At 27.8% G+C, this 22,700-nt stretch carries 25 protein-coding genes and 1 tRNA gene; 23 read left to right on the top strand and 3 right to left on the bottom strand.

What is annotated here, in order from left to right:
* Window positions 1-5 precede the first annotated feature (5 nt).
* From OWM07_RS07595 to OWM07_RS07585, 3 genes are read left to right on the top strand one after another with little or no spacing between them, the layout of a single operon-like run.
* Window positions 6-482 (top strand): bifunctional nuclease family protein, encoded by a 477-nt coding sequence (locus tag OWM07_RS07595; RefSeq protein ID WP_423303084.1) that lies wholly within the window; start codon window positions 6-8, stop codon window positions 480-482.
* Window positions 470-1,591, top strand: coding sequence for a metallophosphoesterase family protein (locus OWM07_RS07590; RefSeq protein ID WP_423303083.1), 1,122 nt, complete (start codon window positions 470-472; stop codon window positions 1,589-1,591). The genes OWM07_RS07595 and OWM07_RS07590 overlap by 13 nt, the downstream gene beginning before the upstream one ends.
* Complete coding sequence (locus tag OWM07_RS07585; protein ID WP_423303082.1) at window positions 1,591-4,023, top strand: AAA family ATPase; 2,433 nt, start codon at window positions 1,591-1,593, stop codon at window positions 4,021-4,023. The genes OWM07_RS07590 and OWM07_RS07585 overlap by 1 nt, the downstream gene beginning before the upstream one ends.
* Here the strand turns inward: OWM07_RS07585 and OWM07_RS07580 are convergent.
* Entirely contained in the window at window positions 4,016-5,185 is a 1,170-nt protein-coding gene (locus tag OWM07_RS07580) for an MFS transporter (RefSeq protein ID WP_423303081.1), read from the bottom strand. The two genes, OWM07_RS07585 and OWM07_RS07580, sit on opposite strands and share 8 nt — an antisense overlap.
* Before the next feature lie 76 nt (window positions 5,186-5,261).
* Between OWM07_RS07580 and OWM07_RS07575 the strand changes: the two genes are divergently transcribed.
* The 20 genes from OWM07_RS07575 to OWM07_RS07480 all read left to right on the top strand — a co-directional run bounded on the left by OWM07_RS07575 (window position 5,262) and on the right by OWM07_RS07480 (window position 21,437).
* Window positions 5,262-5,636, top strand: coding sequence for a hypothetical protein (locus tag OWM07_RS07575; RefSeq protein WP_423303080.1), 375 nt, complete (start codon window positions 5,262-5,264; stop codon window positions 5,634-5,636).
* Window positions 5,611-6,636, top strand: a complete 1,026-nt coding sequence (locus tag OWM07_RS07570) for a sensor histidine kinase (RefSeq protein ID WP_423303079.1) — start codon at window positions 5,611-5,613, stop codon at window positions 6,634-6,636. Before OWM07_RS07575 ends, OWM07_RS07570 begins: the two co-directional genes overlap by 26 nt.
* The gene (locus OWM07_RS07565; protein ID WP_423303078.1) at window positions 6,633-7,271 is read left to right on the top strand and encodes a response regulator; all 639 of its coding nucleotides are present in this window, start codon (window positions 6,633-6,635) and stop codon (window positions 7,269-7,271) included. Before OWM07_RS07570 ends, OWM07_RS07565 begins: the two co-directional genes overlap by 4 nt.
* Before the next feature lie 121 nt (window positions 7,272-7,392).
* Window positions 7,393-8,436, top strand: coding sequence for a multiheme c-type cytochrome (locus OWM07_RS07560; RefSeq protein WP_423303077.1), 1,044 nt, complete (start codon window positions 7,393-7,395; stop codon window positions 8,434-8,436).
* Window positions 8,437-8,569: 133 nt separating this feature from the next.
* Window positions 8,570-8,642: transfer RNA gene (locus tag OWM07_RS07555), tRNA-Gln, on the top strand.
* 12 nt (window positions 8,643-8,654) lie between these two features.
* The gene (proB, locus tag OWM07_RS07550) at window positions 8,655-9,797 is read left to right on the top strand and encodes a glutamate 5-kinase (RefSeq protein ID WP_423303076.1); all 1,143 of its coding nucleotides are present in this window, start codon (window positions 8,655-8,657) and stop codon (window positions 9,795-9,797) included.
* 10 nt (window positions 9,798-9,807) lie between these two features.
* Complete coding sequence (locus OWM07_RS07545; protein ID WP_423303172.1) at window positions 9,808-11,040, top strand: glutamate-5-semialdehyde dehydrogenase; 1,233 nt, start codon at window positions 9,808-9,810, stop codon at window positions 11,038-11,040.
* An 11-nt stretch (window positions 11,041-11,051) separates the two neighbouring features.
* On the top strand, window positions 11,052-11,690 hold the full coding sequence (gene nadD / locus OWM07_RS07540; RefSeq protein WP_423303075.1) for a nicotinate-nucleotide adenylyltransferase: 639 nt from the start codon (window positions 11,052-11,054) through the stop codon (window positions 11,688-11,690).
* Window positions 11,690-12,049 (top strand): ribosome silencing factor, encoded by a 360-nt coding sequence (gene rsfS, locus OWM07_RS07535; protein WP_423303074.1) that lies wholly within the window; start codon window positions 11,690-11,692, stop codon window positions 12,047-12,049. The genes nadD and rsfS overlap by 1 nt, the downstream gene beginning before the upstream one ends.
* Entirely contained in the window at window positions 12,036-12,302 is a 267-nt protein-coding gene (locus OWM07_RS07530) for a transcriptional regulator (protein WP_423303073.1), read from the top strand. Before rsfS ends, OWM07_RS07530 begins: the two co-directional genes overlap by 14 nt.
* A 2-nt stretch (window positions 12,303-12,304) precedes the next feature.
* Window positions 12,305-12,784, top strand: coding sequence for a tRNA (cytidine(34)-2'-O)-methyltransferase (locus OWM07_RS07525; RefSeq protein ID WP_423303072.1), 480 nt, complete (start codon window positions 12,305-12,307; stop codon window positions 12,782-12,784).
* Window positions 12,771-14,933: a PAS domain-containing sensor histidine kinase gene (locus OWM07_RS07520; RefSeq protein WP_423303071.1), complete on the top strand. Its 2,163-nt coding sequence runs from the start codon at window positions 12,771-12,773 to the stop codon at window positions 14,931-14,933. Before OWM07_RS07525 ends, OWM07_RS07520 begins: the two co-directional genes overlap by 14 nt.
* Before the next feature lie 21 nt (window positions 14,934-14,954).
* A complete protein-coding gene (locus tag OWM07_RS07515) occupies window positions 14,955-16,295 on the top strand; it encodes a sigma-54-dependent transcriptional regulator (protein ID WP_423303070.1) in 1,341 nt (446 codons plus the stop codon).
* Window positions 16,292-17,263 carry a DctP family TRAP transporter solute-binding subunit gene (locus tag OWM07_RS07510; protein ID WP_423303069.1) on the top strand — a complete coding sequence of 324 codons (972 nt, stop codon included), beginning with the start codon at window positions 16,292-16,294 and terminating at the stop codon, window positions 17,261-17,263. The genes OWM07_RS07515 and OWM07_RS07510 overlap by 4 nt, the downstream gene beginning before the upstream one ends.
* Before the next feature lie 116 nt (window positions 17,264-17,379).
* Window positions 17,380-17,562 (top strand): hypothetical protein, encoded by a 183-nt coding sequence (locus OWM07_RS07505; protein WP_423303068.1) that lies wholly within the window; start codon window positions 17,380-17,382, stop codon window positions 17,560-17,562.
* Complete coding sequence (locus OWM07_RS07500) at window positions 17,559-18,755, top strand: hypothetical protein (protein ID WP_423303067.1); 1,197 nt, start codon at window positions 17,559-17,561, stop codon at window positions 18,753-18,755. The genes OWM07_RS07505 and OWM07_RS07500 overlap by 4 nt, the downstream gene beginning before the upstream one ends.
* 7 nt (window positions 18,756-18,762) lie before the next feature.
* Complete coding sequence (locus OWM07_RS07495) at window positions 18,763-19,539, top strand: 50S ribosomal protein L11 methyltransferase (protein WP_423303066.1); 777 nt, start codon at window positions 18,763-18,765, stop codon at window positions 19,537-19,539.
* A complete protein-coding gene (locus OWM07_RS07490; protein ID WP_423303065.1) occupies window positions 19,527-20,291 on the top strand; it encodes a metallophosphoesterase in 765 nt (254 codons plus the stop codon). Before OWM07_RS07495 ends, OWM07_RS07490 begins: the two co-directional genes overlap by 13 nt.
* Complete coding sequence (locus tag OWM07_RS07485) at window positions 20,279-20,989, top strand: RsmE family RNA methyltransferase (RefSeq protein ID WP_423303064.1); 711 nt, start codon at window positions 20,279-20,281, stop codon at window positions 20,987-20,989. The genes OWM07_RS07490 and OWM07_RS07485 overlap by 13 nt, the downstream gene beginning before the upstream one ends.
* Window positions 20,982-21,437: a nucleoside deaminase gene (locus OWM07_RS07480; RefSeq protein WP_423303063.1), complete on the top strand. Its 456-nt coding sequence runs from the start codon at window positions 20,982-20,984 to the stop codon at window positions 21,435-21,437. Before OWM07_RS07485 ends, OWM07_RS07480 begins: the two co-directional genes overlap by 8 nt.
* Before the next feature lie 4 nt (window positions 21,438-21,441).
* Here the strand turns inward: OWM07_RS07480 and OWM07_RS07475 are convergent, their stop codons facing one another.
* Entirely contained in the window at window positions 21,442-22,302 is an 861-nt protein-coding gene (locus OWM07_RS07475) for a DMT family transporter (RefSeq protein WP_423303062.1), read from the bottom strand.
* Window positions 22,299-22,700: HAD family hydrolase (locus tag OWM07_RS07470; protein WP_423303061.1), on the bottom strand; the 402-nt coding region annotated here is incomplete at its 5' end. The genes OWM07_RS07470 and OWM07_RS07475, both read right to left, overlap by 4 nt.

The raw sequence follows: 22,700 nt of genomic DNA, 5'->3' as shown, positions 1-22,700 counted from the left end.
TTTTAATGAAAGAAGCAACTGTTAAATGTGTAGTTAAAGATCCTTTAACTTCAAGATATATCTTAATTCTTGAAACGATGGATGGGTATTATTTACCTATCAAAATAGGTGTTTTTGAGGCTGAAGCTATTTATACAGAATTAAATAGTATTGTCCCTCCACGACCTATGACTTATGATTTTATTTCAGGTATTTTAGCCGCTTTAGAAAATGTCAAAGTAGAAAAAGTTATAATAGAAGATTATGATGATGGTATTTTTAAAGCTTCTTTGTATTTATTGAACGGTGAAAGCGTAAAATGTATTGATTGTAGGCCATCTGATGCTATTGCTTTATCACTTAGGACAAAGTCTCCTGTGTTTATTGAAGATGTTGTTTTAACTAAATGTAAATGCTTTACAAAAGATTGTATCAAGAAAGAAAATGTAGATTTATTAGAAGAGATTATTACTGACCAGGGTACGACTTTTTGGGATGTATAAGGTTTCTTCATTTAGCTGATTTACATTTAGGACGCCCTTTAGATTTTTTAAAAGAGTATGATTCATATTATATTTATTCAAATTTCTTAAATAACATTAGTGAGATTATCGAAAAAGAAAATATTGATTTTGTTTTACTATGTGGTGATATTTTTAATAATAATTATATCGAATATAGATATAGATTACTATTTAAAAAACTAATTAAACAAAATTCTCATATTAATTTTTATTATATAGCTGGGAATCATGATTTATATTCTAAAACCTTTTTGTCTTTTATTTTATCGGAACCAAACTTTAAAGTATTTGATAATGAAGGTATAAATTCTTTTGCAGAGGGCGATATAAAAATATATGGATGTTCTTTTGATTATAAAAACCCTTCTAAAAATCCATATAATAATTTGGACAAAGATTACTTTTATAAAAATTCTGTTGTTTTGATGCATTGTAATCTGGTCGATCTAGTTAGTGATCATGAAAATTATTTCCCTATTTCCATAGATCAATTGAGTAAATTTGAGGCTAACTGTTATTTTGCTTTGGGGCATATACATAACTATTTTTTACATGAGTTTGATAATAAAATTGTCTCATATCCTGGCTCACCTTTGCCAGTTAGAAAAAATGAGGTGGGGCAAAGATATGTAAATATAGTAGAATGTGAAAATGAGAAATTTGCCGTTAAAAAGCACCCTTTAAATTTTTATATTGATGAAAAGGTGTTAAATGTAAATACTCATTTTAATTTTAATGATGTAGAAACCTTGTTAATGGATTTGGAGAATGATAATTTATTTTACAAAGTTATATTTACAGGGGAAATTAATGCAGATGTTTACGAAAATTTGATTTTGAATAAAAGTGAACTGCTCGATAATCTGCAAAATATCGTTGATATTGATATAGACAGTTTGATAGTTAAAGCCGAAAGTGAAGAGCTTAACACACCTTTTTACAAAATATTAGAAGAGGAATTTAGGAAATTTGAATTTAGCATAAATGATAAATTGAGAAAAGTTATAAATAAGTATGATTTAGATGTTAATATCGAGAAAGTAAAAAAGAAGGCTTTTAATTTGCTGATATCGAGGTTGATGAAATAGTGTTTATTGGTAAGCTAAGTGCCAAAGTAGATAATGTATTCGATATTGAATTTAGTTTTGATAAGGGTTTAAATGTTATATTTGGTGCAAATGAATCAGGGAAAACTACACTTTTAAATCTTTTTAGATATTTGTTTTACCCTTTTGAAAAAAATGCAAAACCATGGTTTATCGAGTTTATAACAGCAAAAGCTGATTTTGAAATAAATAGCTCAAAATGTGAAATTTATATCGAAAAATCAAATGTAAAAGTGCTTCCTGATGATTTAATTTTAAAAAATATACAAAGTAAGGTGGATTATCTTACTTTTAAAAACAGTTTTTCGGTAAATATTGAAGAATTAATATCATTTGATTATCTAACCCATTTAGATAGTAAAAAAGATTTTTTATTGCAGGCTACAGGCTTAAAGGATTTTTTAAAAGTTTCAACAATAAAGAAAGATTTGGAAAAAATAATAGGCTCTTTATTTAAAGAGAGAGGTAAAAATCCTAAAATAAATAGTTTGTTGCTCGAGTGTGCAAAATTAGAAAAAGAGATACAGGAGTTAAAAAGTCGTATAGCTGATTTTGATGAAGAATATGCTTTATTAAATACTTTAGAAAGGGAAATTAATACATATAAGAATGAAATTTATAAATTGAAAAAAGATTTAGAGTCAAAAAAGGAGCTTTTAGCACCATTTGACTACTATTTAGATACAAAATATCTTGAAGAGAGAATTGTTAGTTTAAAAAAATCAGTTTTAGTTAGCGAAAAAGATTACTTAAAAGTAGAAAAACTCTATCAAGAATTGGAAGATATAGATAGAGATCTCAATAATATTGAAATCGAAATTTCTACTTTAAACGAGCTCATAGAAAAAAATAGCCTTATGGTAGATGAAAAGAAACTTTTAGAGATGGTTAATTTACAAGCAGAAATAGGTGATTTTAATGAAGCTGAACTAAAAGATAAATTTGATGAACTTAAACACAAAAAAGATTTTGAAGACCTTCCATCCAAGGATGAACTATTAAAATTAATAAAGCAAAGGGATAATGGGTTTGCCAAATTAAACGAGATTGAAAAAAATATTAATCTAAATTTGAAAAATGTAAAGATGAATAGATTAATAATAGTTGTATTAGTTTTATTGGCAGTTTTATCAGTATTTTTTACTAAAGATAATAATTGGCTTAAAATAGGGTTTGTATTTATTTTTACATCAATAATATCGTTTCTTTTCTATAAAAACAGATTGGTAAATAAAGAAACAAAAGATTTATTAAATGAATGCAACCAAGTCAAAAATACAATAAAAAATGCTGAAGATGAAATATCTAAATATGGTTTTGATGAGAAAAAAGAGATTTTAGAATTATTAAATGATTTGGAAAATAGGAAAAAAATTTTGGATGAGATTGAGAAAGTAAATGTAAAGCTTGATAAATTTAAAAAGTTTAAACAACTGTCTTTGGAGCTAAATATAGATTTGGAAAAATCTGATTTTAATTCGGTTATAAAAACATTATTAGCTCAATCAAATTATAAGCAGAAGTTAGAAACTGATAGGAAAATTTTGATGGAAAAAAGGAGTAGATTACAAATTAGAAAAGATTGGTTGAAAGAAGAGTTAAATGATATTTTTAAAATATTAAATGTAAAATCAGTAGATGAAATTAAAGAAGGGTTTGAGCACAAAAAAGAGCTCTTAAAGATGGAGGAGGAATTTAAAGCAAGACAACATAAATTTGAAAGTCTATTTGGAATAACTTTTATTGAATATATGAAAAAGATTGAAGGGGTTGATAAATACTATTTAGAAAGTGAGATAAAGGGAATAGATCAAAAAATTATAACTAATCAGGAAAAAGTTGAGGAATTATTAAAGTCTAAATCTGAAATTGAAGGTAAACTAAATGTTTTTATAGATAAAACCGATTTGAGTGAGAAAGAGGAAAGATTGGAAAGATTAAAAAATATGCTCAGTGAAAATATAAATTTGTATCTGGAATATTTAGGTGCTTATTCTATTCTGGATAATACATTAAAGCGTTTTGAAAAGGAATATCAACCTGAAATATTAAAGAGTGCATCTAATTATTTCTCAAGTTTTACTAAAAATAGATATGAGAAAATCATAACAGATTATAGCGGGCACTATTTTATAGAGGATTTGAATTATCAAATAAAAGATATCAGTCAATTATCAACAGGGACAAGGGATCAGCTATTTTTGGCTTTAAGGCTTGCATTTATTGACTTTATAGATGACGAGTTCAAGTTACCGCTATTTTTTGATGAAGTTACTGCTAATTTTGATGAGGAAAGAGAAAATTTATTTATTGAAACTTTAAAAGAGATATCTAAATATCGTCAAATCTTCTTATTTACATGTAAAGAATCACTTATGAACAAGTTTTATGGTGAAGTTTTGAGAATCACTTAGTAGAGGCATTAAATTTATTTATTTCTTTATCAATTAATTGAGTAAATATTAATGAGATTAGACTTAAGATTGCACCCATAATAAAAGATATTTTATAACTTATACTCCATAAAATACCACCAATAACAGGAAAGATAACTGCTGCAATGTGATTTATAGTAAAACCAACAGCCATACTTGGCGCAATGTCTTTTGGGTCAGCTATTTTTTGAAAAAAGGTTCTGATAGCTATTGCAAAATTAAAGAATATGTGATCGAGCACATACATAAATCCTACAACAAGTTTTGAGTTTGAATATGCATAAGCAAGGAATATAAATATAAGTGAGAAATATTCTAAACTTAAGACTTTTCTTTCACCAAATTTATTTATTGCCTTTCCTATTAATGGGTTTAAAAAATAGTTTATTAGATTATTCAAAACGAAAAGTGCAGAAATTTCAACAACTGAGTAATGAAATTTTTTTACAAGCAAGAAAACAGAAAAGGCAACAAATATTTGTCTTCTTGCTCCTGCAAATAAGGTAAGAGTATAAAATAACCAATATTTTTTTCTGAATATCATCTTTTTTCGCTGGACAGGTAGGTCTTTTCTTGTGGGATCAAAAAATAAAGTAGATAAACCTAAAAGTATTATAGTTAAACCAATAGCTAAAAAAATAGTTTTATAAGAAAAATATCTTGCAATAATAAATAGTAAGACACCAATTGCTATATTTGTTAGAGATGCTATGGATCTGAGTTTTGCAAAAACAAGTGGTGATTCTGATGTGGAAAAATATTGTAATGTCAATGATTGATTAAGGGTTTCAAAATAATGAAAACCAAAAGACATGATTATAGTAGTTAATATAATTCCGTAAAATGTAGGAAGATACCCTGTCAATGCAATACCAATACCTAAAATTATAATTGAATAAGAAGCGAGTCTATGTTCTGCAAAAATTAATAAAAGATAAATTATCAATAACGCTAAAAATCCTGGGATTTCTCTAACAGCCTGAATTATCCCGATTTGAAAACCATTGAGATTAGCTACTTCAACAGCAAAATTATTAAATAGAGTTCTCCACCCCTGCAGGCCTGAATAAGCTGCTAAAGTGAGTAGCAGCAAAAAAATATACATTTTTAGACTTTCTTTTGAAAAACCTAATTTATGCATGCCAGCAAAAATATTACTTTTAGTTCAGTTGTCAACAAAAAATTGACTTATATTTATATATAAAATATGATTAATTATGTTTTATGAGTTTATTATTTATATTTTTTATGGTTTGTCTTTTTTTGTATTAGGTTTTTCCATATTATTAAAAGATAAAAGTTTTAGTAAATTGGATTTTCTTTACGATTTAAACTATTTAGCTATTTTTGCAATTATACATGGCTTTCATGAGTGGATCGAGCTATATCTGTTTTTTAATATGAAATTTATGATTAATCAAGAATTGCAAAAATGGTATGTTTTTAAATATCTTTTATTGTATTTGTCATATTCATTTTTATTGATATTTGCAGTAAAGCTTTTTTTGTATCTTTTGAAAATTAACTTAAATAGAAAAAAAAACTACATTATTAATTTTATTAATATTGTTTTTGGGATTTGCTATTTATAATTTATCTCTTTATTTTGACAGTGAATTTTTAATAAGATTATTTTTGGGGTTTTCTGCAGCTTTTTTGAGTGGAATTTCAATGTTTATAATTTCGATAAATTATAAAAAGAGCCTGTATGATGCGTATTATAATTTAAGAATATGTGGAATTTTATTTATTATTTATTCATTGGTAGGTGGGTTGTTCTCCACAGATAGTAAAATAGGCTTATTTAATGTGATTGTGTATAGGAGTTTTGTTGCTATTTTGATTTTTTTCTTTTTATTTAGGTTTTTAAAAATTTTTGATATTGAATTTATTAAAAAGGTTGAGCAAAAGCTTAAGAATATAGCCTTAAATGAAAGATTAACTTCTTTGGGAAGGTTGGCTATGGGGATTGCACATGAAATAAATACACCCTTGACAAATGCATCATTAACATTGGAGCTGATTAGAAAAAAAGTCCCTCAAGATTCTAAGTTACTTGATAAATTGTGTATGCTTGAGGCAAATATTGATAGAGCTTCACTTATTGCTAAGGAACTATTGTTATTTTCTAAAAATGATAATTTAAAGTTTCAAAATGTAAATATAGATAGTATCGTTAATAACTCATTAATATTTATAGGTAATCATAAAAGGAAGAAACAAATCAAAATTTTTGTTAAAGAGGATTGTAATTTTGAGTGTATCCCTCATAAAATAGAGGAATTAATTATAAACCTGATTTTGAATGCTTTTGATGCTATTGATGATAATGGCTTAATTGAAGTTATTGCATATTGTGATAAGGAGAATGTTTTTATAGAGATTGTAGATAATGGTACGGGAATTCCTCAAGATATTTTAGATAAGATTTTTGATCCATTTTTTACTACAAAAGGGCCTAATTTAGGTACTGGTATGGGATTGTATATTTGTTATAATATTGCTAAACTCCATAATGGAGAAATAAAAGTTGAATCTGAGGTTGGAAAAGGAACAATAGTTAGGGTTAGGTTACCGAGGAAACAAAGATGAATAAAATATTGATTTTAGATGATGATGAACAATTGCTTAATAATTTAAAAGAATTATTTGAAGATCAAGATTTTACAGTATTTACATGTTCTGATCCTGATAAAGCATTAGAAATATTAGAATATGAAAATCCAAAGGTGTTATTGTTAGATTATTTAATGCCTCAAATAGATGGTGTAAATTTTGTGAAAAGGATAAGAACAACAGATAAGTTAATAAGGATAATTCTAATGACTGCATTTCCAACTTATGATTTAGCAGTAGATGCAATTAAAAATGGGGCGAATGATTTTATTGCAAAGCCTTTTAAATTTGATGAACTTTTAGTCAAGATAATGAAAACATTGGAAGAGTTAAAATTTATAAATAAAGAATGTATGTGTTATGAATTAGATGAAATTTTGTATTGTCTTTCAAATAATATTAGGCGAAATATTGTGCAATTGTTGCTTAAAGAAAAACGGATGAAATTTATGGAAATTGTTAGAAAATTAGATTTTAGTGATCATACAAAGTTGAATTTTCATCTAAAGATACTATTAAAAAATAATTTAATAATTAAACAAGATGGGTATTATTTAATAACTGAAACAGGGATAAAAGCTTTAAAGTGTATTCAGGAAATAATTGATTAATATATATGTGAATTTTATTTCACAAAAATACTAACAAGAGAAATACTCTTATCTGGATTTCCTTTACATATCATAAGATATTATTAGCATGGGTAGTTCCAAAAAATAAAAGGAGGTATTTATGAAACGGGTTATTTTTTTTATTTTTAGTTTTTTGCTAATTTTTTCTCTTTTGGGTTTTGCTTCAGAAAAGAAAAAAGGGGTAGGGTATGTAGGCTCAGAAGTTTGTAAATCCTGTCATGAGGAGATCTATAATCTGTTTGTAGAATCTGGCCATCCATACAAATTGAGAAAAGCTGAACTTGCTAAAAAAGCTGGCTTGCCATTACCTAAAGGTTATACTTGGGATGATATTTCTTATGTGATTGGTGGTAAGACAAAGAAAGCTCGTTATATAGGATTGGATGGTTATATTATAACAACAGATAAAAAAGGGAATAAAATGAAAACTCAATATAATCTTGAAGATGGATCATGGGCATATTATCATGCAGGAGAAATAAAGCCTTATAAGTGTGGCCCTTGTCATATGACAAACTATTCGCCTGAAGGGCATCAAGATGGAAAACCTGGTATGATAGGTACATGGTCATTAGATGGGATTCAGTGTGAAGAGTGTCACGGCCCTGCATCTGCACATATAGAAAATCCTAAAGTGGCAAAACTTACAGTAGATAAAAGTGCAAAGGCTTGTGGTAAGTGCCATATTAGAGGCTCAGCGGATAAGATACCAGCTAGTAAAGGATTTATCAGACATCATGAACAGTATAATGAATTGTTAGCTGGTGCACATAAAGATTTGACTTGTGTTGAATGTCATGATCCTCATGCAAAAGCTGCTGTTAGCATAAAAACTAAATGTGCAGATTGTCATGATGATGTAGCATCAAAATTTGCTAAAACTGTTCATGGTAAAAATCAGGTCGATTGTATTAGCTGTCACATGCCAAAAGCAGCAAAATCTGCAATCAAAAAGGCTAAATATGTAGGTGATGTTAGATCTCATCTTTTCAAAATTAACACATCTGCAAATTATAATATGTTCACAAAAGATGGTAAATTTGCTAAAAGCGAATTATCATTAGAGTTTTCTTGTTTAATTCCAGGTTGCCATGCTGGAGAAACTAAAGATTGGGCAGCTAGAAAAGCAAAAATGATACATTAATGGTATATAAAACCCCCCTTTTATAAAGGGGGGTTTTAATTTATTTTTTCAACAATAAAAAATAAGAAATCAAAAGTAAAATTTCTTGACAAGAAACATTTTTTTATATATTAAGAGGGCTCGAATTAAATATTGGGGCGTAGCCAAGCTGGCAAGGCAGCGGACTTTGGATCCGCCATTCGCAGGTTCGAATCCTGCCGCCCCAGCTTAATTATTTTATGAGAAAATTACCTGAAATAAAAACCTTAGTAATTAAAATCGGAAGCAATCTTTTAACTAACAATAGTCGTTATATTGATAAATCATATATTTATTCACTCGCTGAAGTAATTTCTGATCTTAAAAAAAGTATTAAAAATATTTTAATTGTTAGTTCTGGTGCAATAGCTGCAGGGATGCAACAGCTTGGCTTAAGTGTAAAACCAAAGGATATATCTGTCAGGCAGGCATGTGCAGCAATAGGTCAGCCTAAGTTGATACAATTTTATGAAGATGCTTTTGAAAAATTTAGAATAAAAGTTGCACAAATATTAATAACTAAAGATGATTTTGCAAATAGAAGAAGGTATCTAAATGCAAAATATACTATTAGGGAGTTGTTCAAAAATAATGTGATTCCGATTGTAAATGAAAATGATACAGTTGTTATAGAAGAAATAAAATTTGTTGATACCTTTGGAGATAATGATAATTTATCTGCATTAATATCTGGTTTGATCGGTGCTGAGCTGTTGCTAATTTTGTCTGATGTAGATGGTTTTTTTTCTAAAGACCCAACAAAGTTTCCTGATGCTGAACTTATAAAAGAGATTAAGTATTTTGATAGTAAGTTATTGAATATGGCAGGGGATTCTATTTCTAATGTTGGAACTGGTGGGATGAAGTCGAAGATTATGGCTGCCAAAAAAGCTCTTAATGCAGGTTGTTATGTAGGTATAATAAATGGAAAAAGTCCTGAAAATATTATAAAATTTATAAATGGTGAGGAGATAGGTACTTATTTTTCTCATTTAGAAGACCCTTTAAAAAAGAGAAAATTATGGATTGCTTATGCAACAATCCCAAAAGGGGATATAGTGGTCGATGATGGAGCTAAAAATGCTTTGATAGTAAAAAAGACTTCTTTACTACCCAGTGGTATATTGGAAGTTAAAGGGAAGTTTAATATTGGTGATATAGTAAAGGTTGTTGATAAAAATGGGGTTGAAATAGGTAGAGGCAAAGTGAGGTATAATTATCAAGAAGTTGATAAAATTAGAGGGAAAAAAACATCGGAAATAGTTGATATTTTAGGATATAAAATTAGTGATGAAGTTATACATAGAGATGATTTCGTTTTAGCAGATTTTTTGGAGGGTTAAAGTGGATTTTATAGCTGATTTAGAAAAGGTAAAAAAAGCATCGTATCAATTAATGTATCTTGAAAGTGCAAAAAAGAATGAAATTTTGAAAATGATTGCAGAAATGATTGATAAGTCCAGAGATATTATAAAAAATGAGAATCAGATCGATTTGGAGTTCGGACAAAAGGCTGGTCTAAGTGGCGCTTTGCTTGATAGATTATTGCTGGATGATAAAAGAATAGATTCTATGATTAAAGGGGTTATGGAGATTGTTGGACAAGATGACCCTGTGGGAGTTGTTGAGAAAGGTTATAAAAGACCAAATGGGTTGAAAATTTATAAGGTTAGAGTGCCAATAGGGGTAGTGGGCATAATTTATGAATCAAGACCAAATGTTACTGTAGATGCAGCTGCTTTGTGCATAAAATCCGGTAATGCTACTGTATTAAGGGGAGGGAAAGAGGCTTTAAGGTCAAATAAGATTTTGGGTTCAATTATACAGGATGCGATAAAGAAATTAGGTGTGGATGAAAATATTGTTTATATTTTAGAAGACCCTGAAAGGAAATATATTTTAGATATGCTAAAAGCTAAAGATTATATTGATTTGATTGTGCCAAGGGGTGGTGAAGGGCTTATAAAATTTGTTACGGAAAATAGTTTGATACCTGTCGTTAAGCATGACAAAGGGGTTTGTCATGTTTATATAGATAAAGATGCATCGATAGATAAAGCTATAAACATTGCTATAAATGCAAAAGTGCAAAGACCAGGTGTATGCAATGCTATGGAAACATTGATTGTACATAAAGATATCGCAAATGAAGTTTTGCCAAAATTAAAGAGTGAGTATGAAAAATATGGTGTTGAACTTAGAGGTTGTGAAAAGGTTAGAAAAATTATTGATGTAAATCCAGCTGATGAAAAGGATTGGGAGGCAGAATATTTAGATTTGATTTTATCAATAAAAGTTGTTGATGATGTTTATGAGGCTATATGGCATATAAATAAATATGGATCTTCACATTCTGAGTCCATAGTTACAGAAAATTATACTACAGCCCAACTTTTTTTAGATAGGGTTGATGCTGCTGCAGTCTATGTAAATGCTTCCACAAGATTTACTGATGGTGGTGAATTTGGATTGGGGGCTGAGATAGGTATCAGTACTCAAAAGTTGCATTGCAGAGGTCCAATGGGGGCTTATGATTTGACTACTACAAAATACATAATTTATGGCAACGGTCATATTAGAGAGTAGAGGCTAATATTTTGAGAATAGTTTTATTTGGTGGGACTTTTAACCCTATTCATAACGGTCATTTGGAACTTGCAAAGAGAGTTTATAAAGATTTTAATGTTGATAAATTTTACTTTATTCCTGCAAAAATACCACCACATAAAAATCTTGGGCTTGTTGAGCCAGAAAAGAGATTTGAAATGGTTAAATTAGCGCTGACATGTTGCCTTAAAGGGAATTTTTATGTTTCAGATTATGAATTGAAATCTGATGAAATTTCTTATACTTTTAATACATTGCGTTATTTTAGAAAAAAGTATAAAGATGATTACCTTTATTTTCTAACAGGTAGTGATATCTTTGCAACAATTGAAACATGGCAAAATTGGGATAAATTATTTGATTTGGCTAATTTTATAGTAGCAAACAGGAAAGAGATGCCTTTTAATACAATGCTAAAAAAAATCCCTGATGAATTAAAAAAGAGAATTGTTTATTTTCCGAAATTTGACGATAAAAAATATGGTAATATTATTTTGTATGAAATTGAAGAGATCCCAATTTCAAGCACTGAGATTAGAGAAAAATTTTTGGATGGTTCAATTTTTAATTACTTACCAGATGTTGTAATCAATTATATTAAAGAAAATAAATTATATCAGGAGGTGTGATGGAAACTTTAAAATTAATCTATAAAGTGTTGGATAATAAGAAAGGTGAAAACATAGTAATTTATAATATTCAAACAGTTTCAACAATTGCAGATTATATGATTATATGTACATGTACATCTGAAGTTCATTTGGAAGCTGTTGCTGATGAGCTTTTATATGTAATGAAGCATGAAAAAAATTTGTTGCCAATAGCCGTAGATGGTCTTGGTAGATCAAGATGGGTTTGTATAGATTTTGGTGATGTGATAATTCATCTAATGACTGATGATACAAGAAAATTTTATGATTTAGAATCTATTTGGGGTGATTGTGATAGGATATCAATAGCAAATGAGGTAAATAGTGGGAACAATTAGACAGGAGATAATAGATAAATTAAAAGAGGGTTATTTTACTGTTAAAGAGCTTTCTAAGATATTATCTCTTCCTGAAAAAGAGATTATAGAACATTTGAAAGAGATTTCAAAAGGGAGAGTAAAAATTCAGGTTAAAAATCCTGTTTGTAAAAAATGTGGTTTTAAGTTTACAAATTTAAAACATTTTAAAAAGCCATCTAAATGTCCAAGTTGCAAGTCAACATTTATTAGTGAACCGGAGTTTAAGATTTAGCAATGATAGTGGCACTATTTGAGCCAGAAATACCTTATAATACGGGAAATATCGCTCGACTATGTGCAATAACTGGGATTAAACTATTACTTGTTGGTAGGCTCGGATTTACCATTTCGGATAAATATCTAAAAAGAGCTGGAATGGATTATTGGAATTATCTTGACTGGTGTTGGATTAAAACTATTGAAAGTTTTTTTGTAGAATATGAAGAATTGACATATAACTATTACTTTATTTCAAAATTTGGGAAAAAATATTATAATAAAATAATAGATTCAAATTCTTTTTCTTTTGATAAAACGATACTTATTTTTGGTAATGAGTCCTATGGTTTGAGAGAAGATATCAGAAAAAAGTATGAAGATAGACTTTATAGAATTCCGATGAAAGAGGGGATGAGAAGCTTGAATTTATCAAACTCTGTTGCTATTGTAGTTTATCATATTTTGGAAAAACTTGGGTTTGATGGACTTACTTAGAAGATATTTCAAATATTTTGAAACTTATGAGATTTTACTCTTTTTGTTAATATTTTTGTTATTTATTTTTGGGTCACTGATTTTTGTTGATTATAAAAGTAATTCAAAATTATTGTATTTCGCATATTCATATCAAAATTCTTTATTAGATGAAGTTAAGAAAAATATTGATGATTTATATGTAAAATTTCTTTTGGATGCGAAAGAAATTTCAAAACAAATTGATGCAGGTGAACAAGTCAAAGAAAAAAATATTATTATTACTAAAAAAAATTCAGTTTATTACGATTCTACCGGGAAAGTAATATTAGATTTAATCAATACTTTGAAGGAAGTAGATGATCGTCAAATAATATTTATTGGTGAAATTCCATATTTATTTTTTCATGTAAAAGATGAATATAATGATTATGACATTTTTAAAATTTATAATTTAAAAGAAATTGTAAGACTTGTCATACCTAAAAACTTCAATTTTGTTATTAGAAAAGGGGAAGATGTATTTTATAGTAGTGATAAAATATTTGATGAAAAATTTTTTCAAAAAGGGGACTTTATCTATAGTTTTGCCAATAGAGACTATATAGTTTCGGAAGCAAGTCTATTTAAAAACACTTCAATTTATATATTTTCAGAGAAAATCAGCTATTTTCGTATTTTGAATAAAATGGAAAGGGTTTCTATTGAGGATATTTTTGTTGGTATTTTGTTTATCCTGGTTTTAATTTTAATAAGATATTATGCGGGTAAATTTTATTACGAAAGAGAAGAGATTGAACAACTTTTTGAAATCGAGCATGAAAAGTTTGAAAGTATCGTAAAAGCATTGGGAGAAGGTGTTGCATTGATAAATAGTAATTATGAGTGTGTTTGGGCAAATAGTATAATAAAAGGTTATTCACAAAAGGGGAGTGTTACTGAATGCTATAAAATAATTTGGAATGAGGAGAAGGTTTGCAAAGAGTGCAAAATGCAAAGTGTTATTGAGAATAAAAAGATAGAATCGTTTAGAAAAGAGTATAAATCTGAAAATAATATTCATTATTTTGATGTTATTTTATCGCCTTTGTTAGATCAAAACAATAATGTTATTGCTGTGGTTGAGCTTATAAGGGATATTACTGATATAATAACTTTGCAGTTGCAGGTTCAGGAAAATGAGAATTATTTAAGAAATATTTTAGAAAATATACCTGATGCGATAATTACATTTGATAATAATTTTAGAATTTTAACAGGTAATAAAAGAGCTTATGAATTGTTTGGAGATGATATTGTAGGTAAAAATATAAAACTTTATCTTAAAAATGAAAATATGTGGAAAAGGGTTAATGATGAGAATATAATAGAAAATTTTGATACTTATATTGAGAATGATATAAATATCCCAGTTAGATTATCGATTTTAAAACTAACAAATGATGATAATTTTCATTATTTGATGATTATTCGTGATATGACAAAGATTAGGGAGCTCGAATCAAAATTGATTGAAAGGGAAAAATTATCTGCACTTGGGCTGTTGGCAGGTGGTGTAGCTCATGAAATAAATAACCCACTTGTAGGTATTTTAAACTTTGCACAGCTTTTAGAGAGAAGATTGCCCGATGATAGTTATGAAAAAAAGCTTGTTAAGACAATTATTGAGGCAAGTAAGGATACCAAAAATATAGTGAGTAATTTGCTTGCATTTGCCAGACATAAAGATAGTGATATTTCTAATGTAGATATTAGGGATTCTTTAGATTTTGCAATAAAAATTTTGGGATCAAAAATTAAGGATAAAAAGGTTGTTGTAAATACAGATATTCAATGTGATACAACTATTAAAGCAAATAAAGGAAAATTACATCAATTACTTATAAATCTTATTTCAAATGCTATTGATGCCGTTGAAATAGGCGGCAAAGTTGATATAACATTTTATATGGAAAATGGAAGAAAAGTTTTAAAAGTTAGAGATAATGGCAAAGGGATACCTGAGGAGATTAGACAGAGAATATTTGATCCATTTTTTACAACAAAAGGGGTTGGCAAAGGCACAGGACTTGGTTTAGCTATTGTTAAAAGTATTGTGGATGAATATAATTGGAAAATTGAGGTAGAAAGTGAGTTGAACAATTACACTGAATTTGCAATTTATATTTAAATAATTGTATAAGGGGGGATGATGAATAAGATTTTGATAATAGATGATGAGAAATATACTTTAGATTTTTTCGAAGCACTTTTCTTGGATGATAATTCTATAAGAATTTATAAATTTCAATCTCCAATTGAAGCTTTGAAAAACCTTGATAAAATTATGCCTGATGTAGTTATCACTGATATATTGATGCCGGAGATGAGCGGATTGGATGTCCTTGATTATGTTTTGAAAGAATATCCAGATATGACAGTTGTTTTGATGACTGCCTATGCTTCAATAGAAAAGGCTGTGGAAGCGATTAAACGAGGTGCTTTTGATTTCATTACTAAACCGTTTGAAGATTTGGAGGAAATATCTGTTAGAATTAAAAAAGCTATAGAAAATAGTAAACTGAAAACTGAGGTAAAAATATTACAAAAAAATATCAGTGAGATATATGGTATCGAAAATATCATAGCAAAAAGCAAAAAGATGATGGATATTTTATCACTTGTTAAAAAAGTATCTAAAATAAATAGTAATATTTTGATTACTGGTGAATCTGGCACAGGTAAGGAATTGATAGCCAGATCAATTCATAATTTGAGTGATAGAAAAAATGAGAGATTTTTACCTGTTAATTGTGCTGCAATACCTGAAAATTTATATGAAAGCTTATTCTTTGGGTATGAAAAAGGTGCTTTTACTGGAGCTTATTCTACAAAGAAAGGGTATTTTGAAGAGGCAAACAATGGCACCATATTTTTAGATGAAATTACTGAAACTTCATTAAATTTTCAAGCTAAGCTGTTGAGAGTAATTCAAGAGCGAACCATAAAAAGATTAGGTTCTTCTGATTTAATAGACATAAATGTAAGAATCATTGCTGCGACAAATAAAAATTTAAAAGATGAAGTGGATAAGGGGAATTTTAGAGAGGATTTATATTACAGATTAAATGTAATTAATATTTATATACCACCTTTGAGGGAAAGGAAAGAGGATATCCCTTTGCTCATTGATTATTTTACTAAAAAATATGCTAAAGAATTTAATAAAAATATAAGGAATATTTCATCAGATTTTTATAAGTTTTGTTATGAATATGATTGGCCTGGAAATGTCAGAGAGCTTGAAAATGTTGTAGAGCGTTGTGTGGCACTTGAAGATTCTGATGTATTGACAATAAATTATATACCCGAAGAATTGAAAAAGACGAGAAAATTTATAAAAAGTTATAAAGAAGCTAAAGAGGATTTTGAACGGGAATATTTAAAACAATTACTAAATTTTACCAATAACAAGATTAGTGAAGCAGCTAAAATTGCTGGTATTGATACTTCTACTTTACATAGAAAGCTTAATAAATATTTAGGAAAATGAGAACTTTTTTTTTATCGGTTTTGTTTGTTATCTTTTTTTCTTTAAATCTTTATCCAGAAGTTTTTAGGTTAAGTCATGTTGTATCAGATGATAGCCCAAAGGGGCTTGCTGTTAAATATTTTAAAGAGCAAGTGGAAAAACATACTAAAGGTGTAGTAAAAATTGAAATTTTTTCAAATGGGGTGCTTTTTGATGATAGGGAAGCTTTAGGTGCTCTAAAAAAGGGTATAATACAGTTTGCTATACCAAGTTTTTCTAAGATTGCTGATGATGTCAAAGAGTTTCAGCTGTTTGACATCCCATATCTGTTTAAATCAATAGATCATATACACAGAACCTATGTGGGTTTTGTAGGCAATTATTTAAAAAAAAGGGCATTAGAGAAAGGTTATGTTGTATTGGCTTTTTGGGATAATGGTTTTAAGGTTATTACTACGAGGGATAAACCTATTTATAGACCAGTAGATCTCAAAGGGTTAAAAATAAGAACACAAGGGAGTTATATTATTAACAAATCATTATCTTTAACTGGTGCAATACCTATTACAAAACCTTTTAATGTGGTAGTTGATTATTTGAAATCGGGAGTTATTGATGGTCAGCAAAATACTTTTAGCAATATTTATACTCAGGGGTTTTATAAATATCAAAGATATCTGACAGTTACTAAAAACGGGTTTTTGGGTTATGCTTTTATTACAAGTAGAAAGTTTTGGAACTCATTATCAGATGAATACAAAGAGATTATTAAAGATGCAGTAGAATCAACGACAATTTATGAATATAAATTAGCAGAAGAGAAAAATATTGACAACTTTATGCGAATGAAAACTTTTTCTAATTTAAACATTTTAGTATTAGATGATCTGTTATTAAAAGAGTGGGAAGAGTATTATAAAGGGTATTATCCATATTTTTATGATGTAGTAAATGAAAATTTAATTAATGAGGTATTAAAATTAGAGTAAAAACATCAATAATATTACATTATTTATTTTATATATTCTTAACATTAAATATCATTAACCAATATATATATAAGTTTAAAATAATACATTTTTTTAATTATTTTGTACTAATTGCTATGTCAGTGGTAGCTATAAGTGGTGGCAAAATGTATTCTTATTCAGATGAAAAGGCAATACAATCTAAAATTATTAATGTTCTGTTTGTTGTATTATTTATAGGCTTTGTTTCTACAAATTATATTATATTAATATGTTTGATGATTTTATTAATAATATTAATTTCTTTGGGTAAGAAATGACTCTTGCTGTTTTAGCTTTACTTTTATTTACAGCTTTTGTATTGCGAATGAATGTTTTTAGTTTTCTCTTTTTAATTTCATTGTTTTTAGCTTTTAAAAATGGTTTGAGCTATGAGCAGATAAAGTATCTGATTTCTATTTCAGTAGAAAGGATAATTGGCTCAGAAGAGCTTATATCTATACCATTGTATATTTTTTTATCTTTGATTTTGATAAGATATGGAATATTTGATAGTGTATTAAAATTTCTGGGAAAAATTAAGTCAAACTTTTTGCGATTATTTTTAATATTATTTTCCTCAACGCTGTTTTTACCTTCTGCGGTTATTTCTAATAAACAGATAATTAGTTTTTTAAAAAGAAATAGTGACATGAAAAATGATGACATTTTAGTATTTAGCCATTTTTTCTCAATTTTTGCATTTGTTTCACCAATATCAATCCCTATCTTGGTATATTCTTTTTTATTAAAACTGTCTTTAAAATCTGTGTTTCTATATTTTTACTTGCTATCTTTTATTTTCTTTATTTTTGGCTATTTTTTGCTATTTAAAAATAAGGTTATCTTTTTTAAAAGGGGAAATTTTAAACTTCTGGATATAATATTTTTTACATTTTTATTTTTTATTTTTATATATATGATTTTTGTTCCATATTCTATTTTCGAAATAATGTTAGTGCTGATTATAATTACAATTTGTTATATTTTGATCAGTGGGAAATGGGATATGAAGATTAATCTTTTGATTATTAATGAGGTTTTAGAAAGAAGTGGAGTGATTATTTCTCTGCTTATTATGTTGTTTTTTATTAATATATTAATAGTTTATGGTGGGTATGATTATAGGCTTTCTAATCTTTTTTTGTCTATCTTTTCAGATAAGTATGTATTTATCATTATTTTACTATTAATTAGTTATATATTAATTCAGTTTTTAGACCCATTAGCAGTAATAATAATTTTATACCCTTTCTATAAAATTATAATTAATGAATTTAGTTTAAATAAGTATGTTTTTGGATTTGCATATTTATCCTTTGTTACATTGGGTTTTTTCAGTTTAATTGAAAATTTATTGATACAAAACTATATTGATAAATTAGGAATTGGAAAAAGTCGAGTTAATGAATTATTATTAAAAATAATGATTTATACTGGCTTATTTTCTATCATAACGATATATTTTGTATGAGGTTAATATGTTTAAATATGTTATTGATATTAAAGATTATGATGTAGTTATGGCTGATGAGGATTTGAATATGTATGCAGTTGAAGAAGAATTTGCTGGAGATAAAGTTATTGTTTTATATTCAGAGGAGAATTTGTCTTCGATTCTTAATGATAAAAATATTGAATTTTCTGAATATATTATTGATGATGATTGGGTTAACAAATGGAAAGAGTTTTTAAAAGAGGGGAAATTGACTGAAAATTATTTTTATACATTTGATTTTAATAAAAAAAATGAAAATACGATATTTATTAATCCATCGATGGCTTTTGGCACTGGTGATCACCCTACGACCAAAATTGCTGCAAGGTTATTAGAAGATGTAGTTGAAGAAAAAACTGTTTTGGAAGTGGGTTCAGGTAGTGGAATTTTATCAATTTTGGCAAGTAAATGCAAAGCAAAAAAGGTTTTTGCTTGTGATAACGATTTCGCTACATTTAATAATTTAGTAGAAAATTGTAATAATAATGATGTGAAAAATATTATATTTTGGTGTGGTTCAATAGATTCATTAAAAAAAGATTATAAAGTGGATGTAGTGGTGGCTAATATTATTAGTTCAATTTTAATAGAACTTATAAGTTTTTTTGAAGAAAAGGCTAAAGAATATATTATTTTATCAGGTATTCTTAAAGGGGAGAATGAATACTTTAAGCAGTTTATACCTTCAAATTTTTATATTGATAAAGAGCTGGAGATAGATGGTTGGTGGGGTGCGAGGTTAAGAAGATGTTTGCAGTGATTGGTGATGTTCATGGTTGTGTTAGGACTTTGGATAGGCTTTTAAATAGCTTGATTAAGAATTATAGTATTGATCAATATATATTTGTTGGGGATTTGATTGATAGAGGCAATTTTTCTAAAGATGTCTTAAATCTAGTAAAGGAGTTTTCATCAGCATATAAAACCACTTTTTTACTAGGAAATCATGAAGATATGATGATAGATTATTTTGAAGAAACTGGGAGATACAATGAATATGACTGGTTTTATAATGGTGGTAAGGCTACTTTGAGATCATTTGATGAAGATTTGTATAACCAACATCTGAGGGGTGTTGAGGTTAGAGATAAGTTTGTTAAGAAATATAAGGAATATCTGGAGTTTATTAAATCATTTGAGAAATTTATGATAATAAAAGGGGTTGAGAACTATTTTATTTCTCATGCAGGATGTCTCAATGCAGAGATTATTCCAAAGCTTCACTTAGATATTGTTACAGATAAAGAAAAAGAAATTCTTTTTCCATATATCTGGACAAGGGAAATAGATTTTTATGATAAAAAAATAGAAAATTATATTATTATTCATGGGCATACACCAGTTATGAAAATTGAAAAAGGTTATAGACCTTTTGTAAATAAGAATAATCTGGGTGAAATAATTTCTATCAATATTGATACTGGCTGTGTTTATGGATATTATTTATCAAGTGTAATTGTAGATGATAAAACTGGGGAATTTGATTTTGAGGTAATAGATTGCATCGATTAAATTCTTTATATTTAAACTTAGATAGATGTCAGCCTACAATTAAATTGACTGAAAATGAAGCTCATTATGTAAAAAATGTTTTAAGGTTGAGTTGTAATGATGAACTAATTCTTTATACAGAAAATTCTAAAGGTTTTTACAAAATTAAAAATGTTTCTAAAAAGTATGTTGAAATTGAGCTTATTAAAGAAAAAAAGTATGATTTCCCTTTTTATGAATTTATTGTGATTCAATCGCTGATGAAAAGGGAATATCTTGATACGGTAGTTGAAAAATATGGGGAGTTGGGGGTTACTAAAGTTATTCTTGTAAAATCTGAAAATAGTGTTGTCAAATTGGAAAATAAGACTTTGGAAAGATTAAGAAAATTATTGATAAATGGTGCAATGCAAGCAGGCTATAACTTTTTGCCAGAACTTTATTATTTCAAAGAATTAAAAGATATTATAGTAAATACTGATGAGAAAATATGTTTTTATGAAAAAGTAAAAGAGAAAAATTTGCCAGATCGTATAGCTAAATCTGTTGCAATTTTTATAGGACCTGAAGGTGGTTTTAGTGAAAGTGATTTGTTAATTTTGAAAGATAAAGGTTTTAATTTTTTATCACCAATAAATGGTATTTTAAAAGCTGAAACAGCTGGTGTAGTTTTTGCTGGTTTGATAAAAAGTTATCTTGATTGCGGTAAATATGTTTAATGAATATGATAATTATTTTATGAAGCTTGCTATTTCTCAGGCTTTAGAATCTTTTGAAGAGGGGGAAGTGCCTGTTGGTGCCGTTGTTGTAAAGGACAATGAAGTAATCTCTTTTGGTAGAAATATAAAAGAGAGATTTGGGAATGCTTTGTTACATGCAGAAATAATTGCTTTAAATAGAGCTATTAAAGTGTTAGATGATTGGAGATTAAATGAGTGTAAACTCTATGTTACATGTGAGCCATGTATAATGTGTGCAGGAGCAATTGTCCATTGTAGAATTAATGAAGTAATTTTTGGGGTATTAGAGCCAAAATTTGGTGGAGTTATTTCCAATATTAGAGTCTTTGATACCCCTTTTTTAAACCATAAAGTAAAATACAAATACGGTTTATATGAGAAAGAAATAGCTAAGCTTATGAAAAACTTTTTTAGAAAATCTAGATAAACAACTATTTAAAATTTTTATTTGTTAGATAAACACCGCAAAGTGTCATAAAACCGCCAAATATCATTGATAGATTTAGTTTTTCATGCAAAATTAATATCCCAAAAAGTGAACCAAACACTGGAACTAAAAATATAAAAGCCGAAGCTTTTGTGGCACCTATCCCCTTGATACCTTCGTAAAACCATAGAAAGCCTAATACTGTAGTAAAAATTGAAAGTATGATTAAAGATATTATTACTTTAAGATTAACTATCATTATTGAATTGAACAAATCGTTAATATAAAAAGGGAGAAGAAAAATTGTTCCCCACAAAATAGCGTAAGTAGTAGATTCAACAGCAGATATTTTATTTAAGGCAATTTTACCAAAAATGGTATAAGCTGACCAAGAAAAAGCTGCAAAAACTATTAGAATATCTCCAAAATTTAGTTGATTTGAAAATATTGTAGAAATTTCACCTTTTGAAATAATAAAAACTACTCCAAAAAATGACAATAAGACCCCTAAATAGTTTTTTAAACTTAACTTTTCTTTAAGAAACAACCCAGTGATAAGAGCAGTAATAACAGGGTTTGAAGCCACTATTATTGATGCCTTCGAAGCGTCTGTAAGCTGTAACCCTTTTAAAAAAAAGTAGTTGTAAAGAAAAACACCTGTGATACCACCAATTACACATTTTTTAAAAAATTTAAATGTAAAGTTTATATTTAGTTTTTTAAGAATAAATATCAAGATAATAGAACTAATAAAAAATCTGTAGAATGCGACAGTAAAAACTGGAAGATATTTTACTGCTACTTTTCCAGCAGTAAAAGACGCACCCCAGAATATAGTGGCAAATAATAGTTTTAGATAGGTCATAAACAATCAAAGATTTCTAAATGGTCATATATTACAGGGTAGTCTTCTAATTTATTTTTAAAAGAGATAAAATTAACTTTGGCATTTTTTGCAGCTAAAAGGTCATTTATGGTATCACCAATATACAAAACTCTTTCTGGTTCAGTTTTGAAGAAATTAATAATTTTGAATAAACCTTCAGGATCTGGTTTTGGTTTTTTTACATCAAAAGATGTGATTTTGTATTTGAAGAAGTTATCTAAATCGAAATGAGATAATAGGTAGTGTAAAGAATGTCCTCTATTTGTGAAAACTGCAAGGTTGTAATTTTGATTATAAAGTGACCCTGTAACATTATTTGTGTAAATCCTCATTTTGTTATCTACAATATTAACCATTTGTAAACCTGTCAATCCTTT

The organism is Deferribacter thermophilus, from assembly GCF_049472675.1.
Lineage (GTDB): Bacteria > Chrysiogenota > Deferribacteres > Deferribacterales > Deferribacteraceae > Deferribacter > Deferribacter thermophilus.
The sequence above is the reverse complement of the archived record's forward strand: the minus strand, read 5'-3'. Positions and strand labels throughout refer to the sequence as shown.

Excerpts from the sequence above, each read along its gene's own strand:
- OWM07_RS07595 (WP_423303084.1), top strand. The coding sequence starts at position 6 with ATGAAAGAAGCAACTGTTAAATGTGTAGTTAAAGATCCTTTAACTTCA.
- OWM07_RS07580 (WP_423303081.1), bottom strand. The coding sequence starts at position 5,185 with ATGCATAAATTAGGTTTTTCAAAAGAAAGTCTAAAAATGTATATTTTT.
- OWM07_RS07575 (WP_423303080.1), top strand. The coding sequence starts at position 5,262 with ATGTTTTATGAGTTTATTATTTATATTTTTTATGGTTTGTCTTTTTTT.
- OWM07_RS07565 (WP_423303078.1), top strand. The coding sequence starts at position 6,633 with ATGAATAAAATATTGATTTTAGATGATGATGAACAATTGCTTAATAAT.
- OWM07_RS07560 (WP_423303077.1), top strand. The coding sequence starts at position 7,393 with ATGAAACGGGTTATTTTTTTTATTTTTAGTTTTTTGCTAATTTTTTCT.
- proB (WP_423303076.1), top strand. The coding sequence starts at position 8,655 with ATGAGAAAATTACCTGAAATAAAAACCTTAGTAATTAAAATCGGAAGC.
- rsfS (WP_423303074.1), top strand. The coding sequence starts at position 11,690 with ATGGAAACTTTAAAATTAATCTATAAAGTGTTGGATAATAAGAAAGGT.
- OWM07_RS07525 (WP_423303072.1), top strand. The coding sequence starts at position 12,305 with ATGATAGTGGCACTATTTGAGCCAGAAATACCTTATAATACGGGAAAT.
- OWM07_RS07520 (WP_423303071.1), top strand. The coding sequence starts at position 12,771 with ATGGACTTACTTAGAAGATATTTCAAATATTTTGAAACTTATGAGATT.
- OWM07_RS07515 (WP_423303070.1), top strand. The coding sequence starts at position 14,955 with ATGAATAAGATTTTGATAATAGATGATGAGAAATATACTTTAGATTTT.
- OWM07_RS07510 (WP_423303069.1), top strand. The coding sequence starts at position 16,292 with ATGAGAACTTTTTTTTTATCGGTTTTGTTTGTTATCTTTTTTTCTTTA.
- OWM07_RS07505 (WP_423303068.1), top strand. The coding sequence starts at position 17,380 with ATGTCAGTGGTAGCTATAAGTGGTGGCAAAATGTATTCTTATTCAGAT.
- OWM07_RS07500 (WP_423303067.1), top strand. The coding sequence starts at position 17,559 with ATGACTCTTGCTGTTTTAGCTTTACTTTTATTTACAGCTTTTGTATTG.
- OWM07_RS07495 (WP_423303066.1), top strand. The coding sequence starts at position 18,763 with ATGTTTAAATATGTTATTGATATTAAAGATTATGATGTAGTTATGGCT.
- OWM07_RS07490 (WP_423303065.1), top strand. The coding sequence starts at position 19,527 with ATGTTTGCAGTGATTGGTGATGTTCATGGTTGTGTTAGGACTTTGGAT.
- OWM07_RS07480 (WP_423303063.1), top strand. The coding sequence starts at position 20,982 with ATGTTTAATGAATATGATAATTATTTTATGAAGCTTGCTATTTCTCAG.
- OWM07_RS07475 (WP_423303062.1), bottom strand. The coding sequence starts at position 22,302 with ATGACCTATCTAAAACTATTATTTGCCACTATATTCTGGGGTGCGTCT.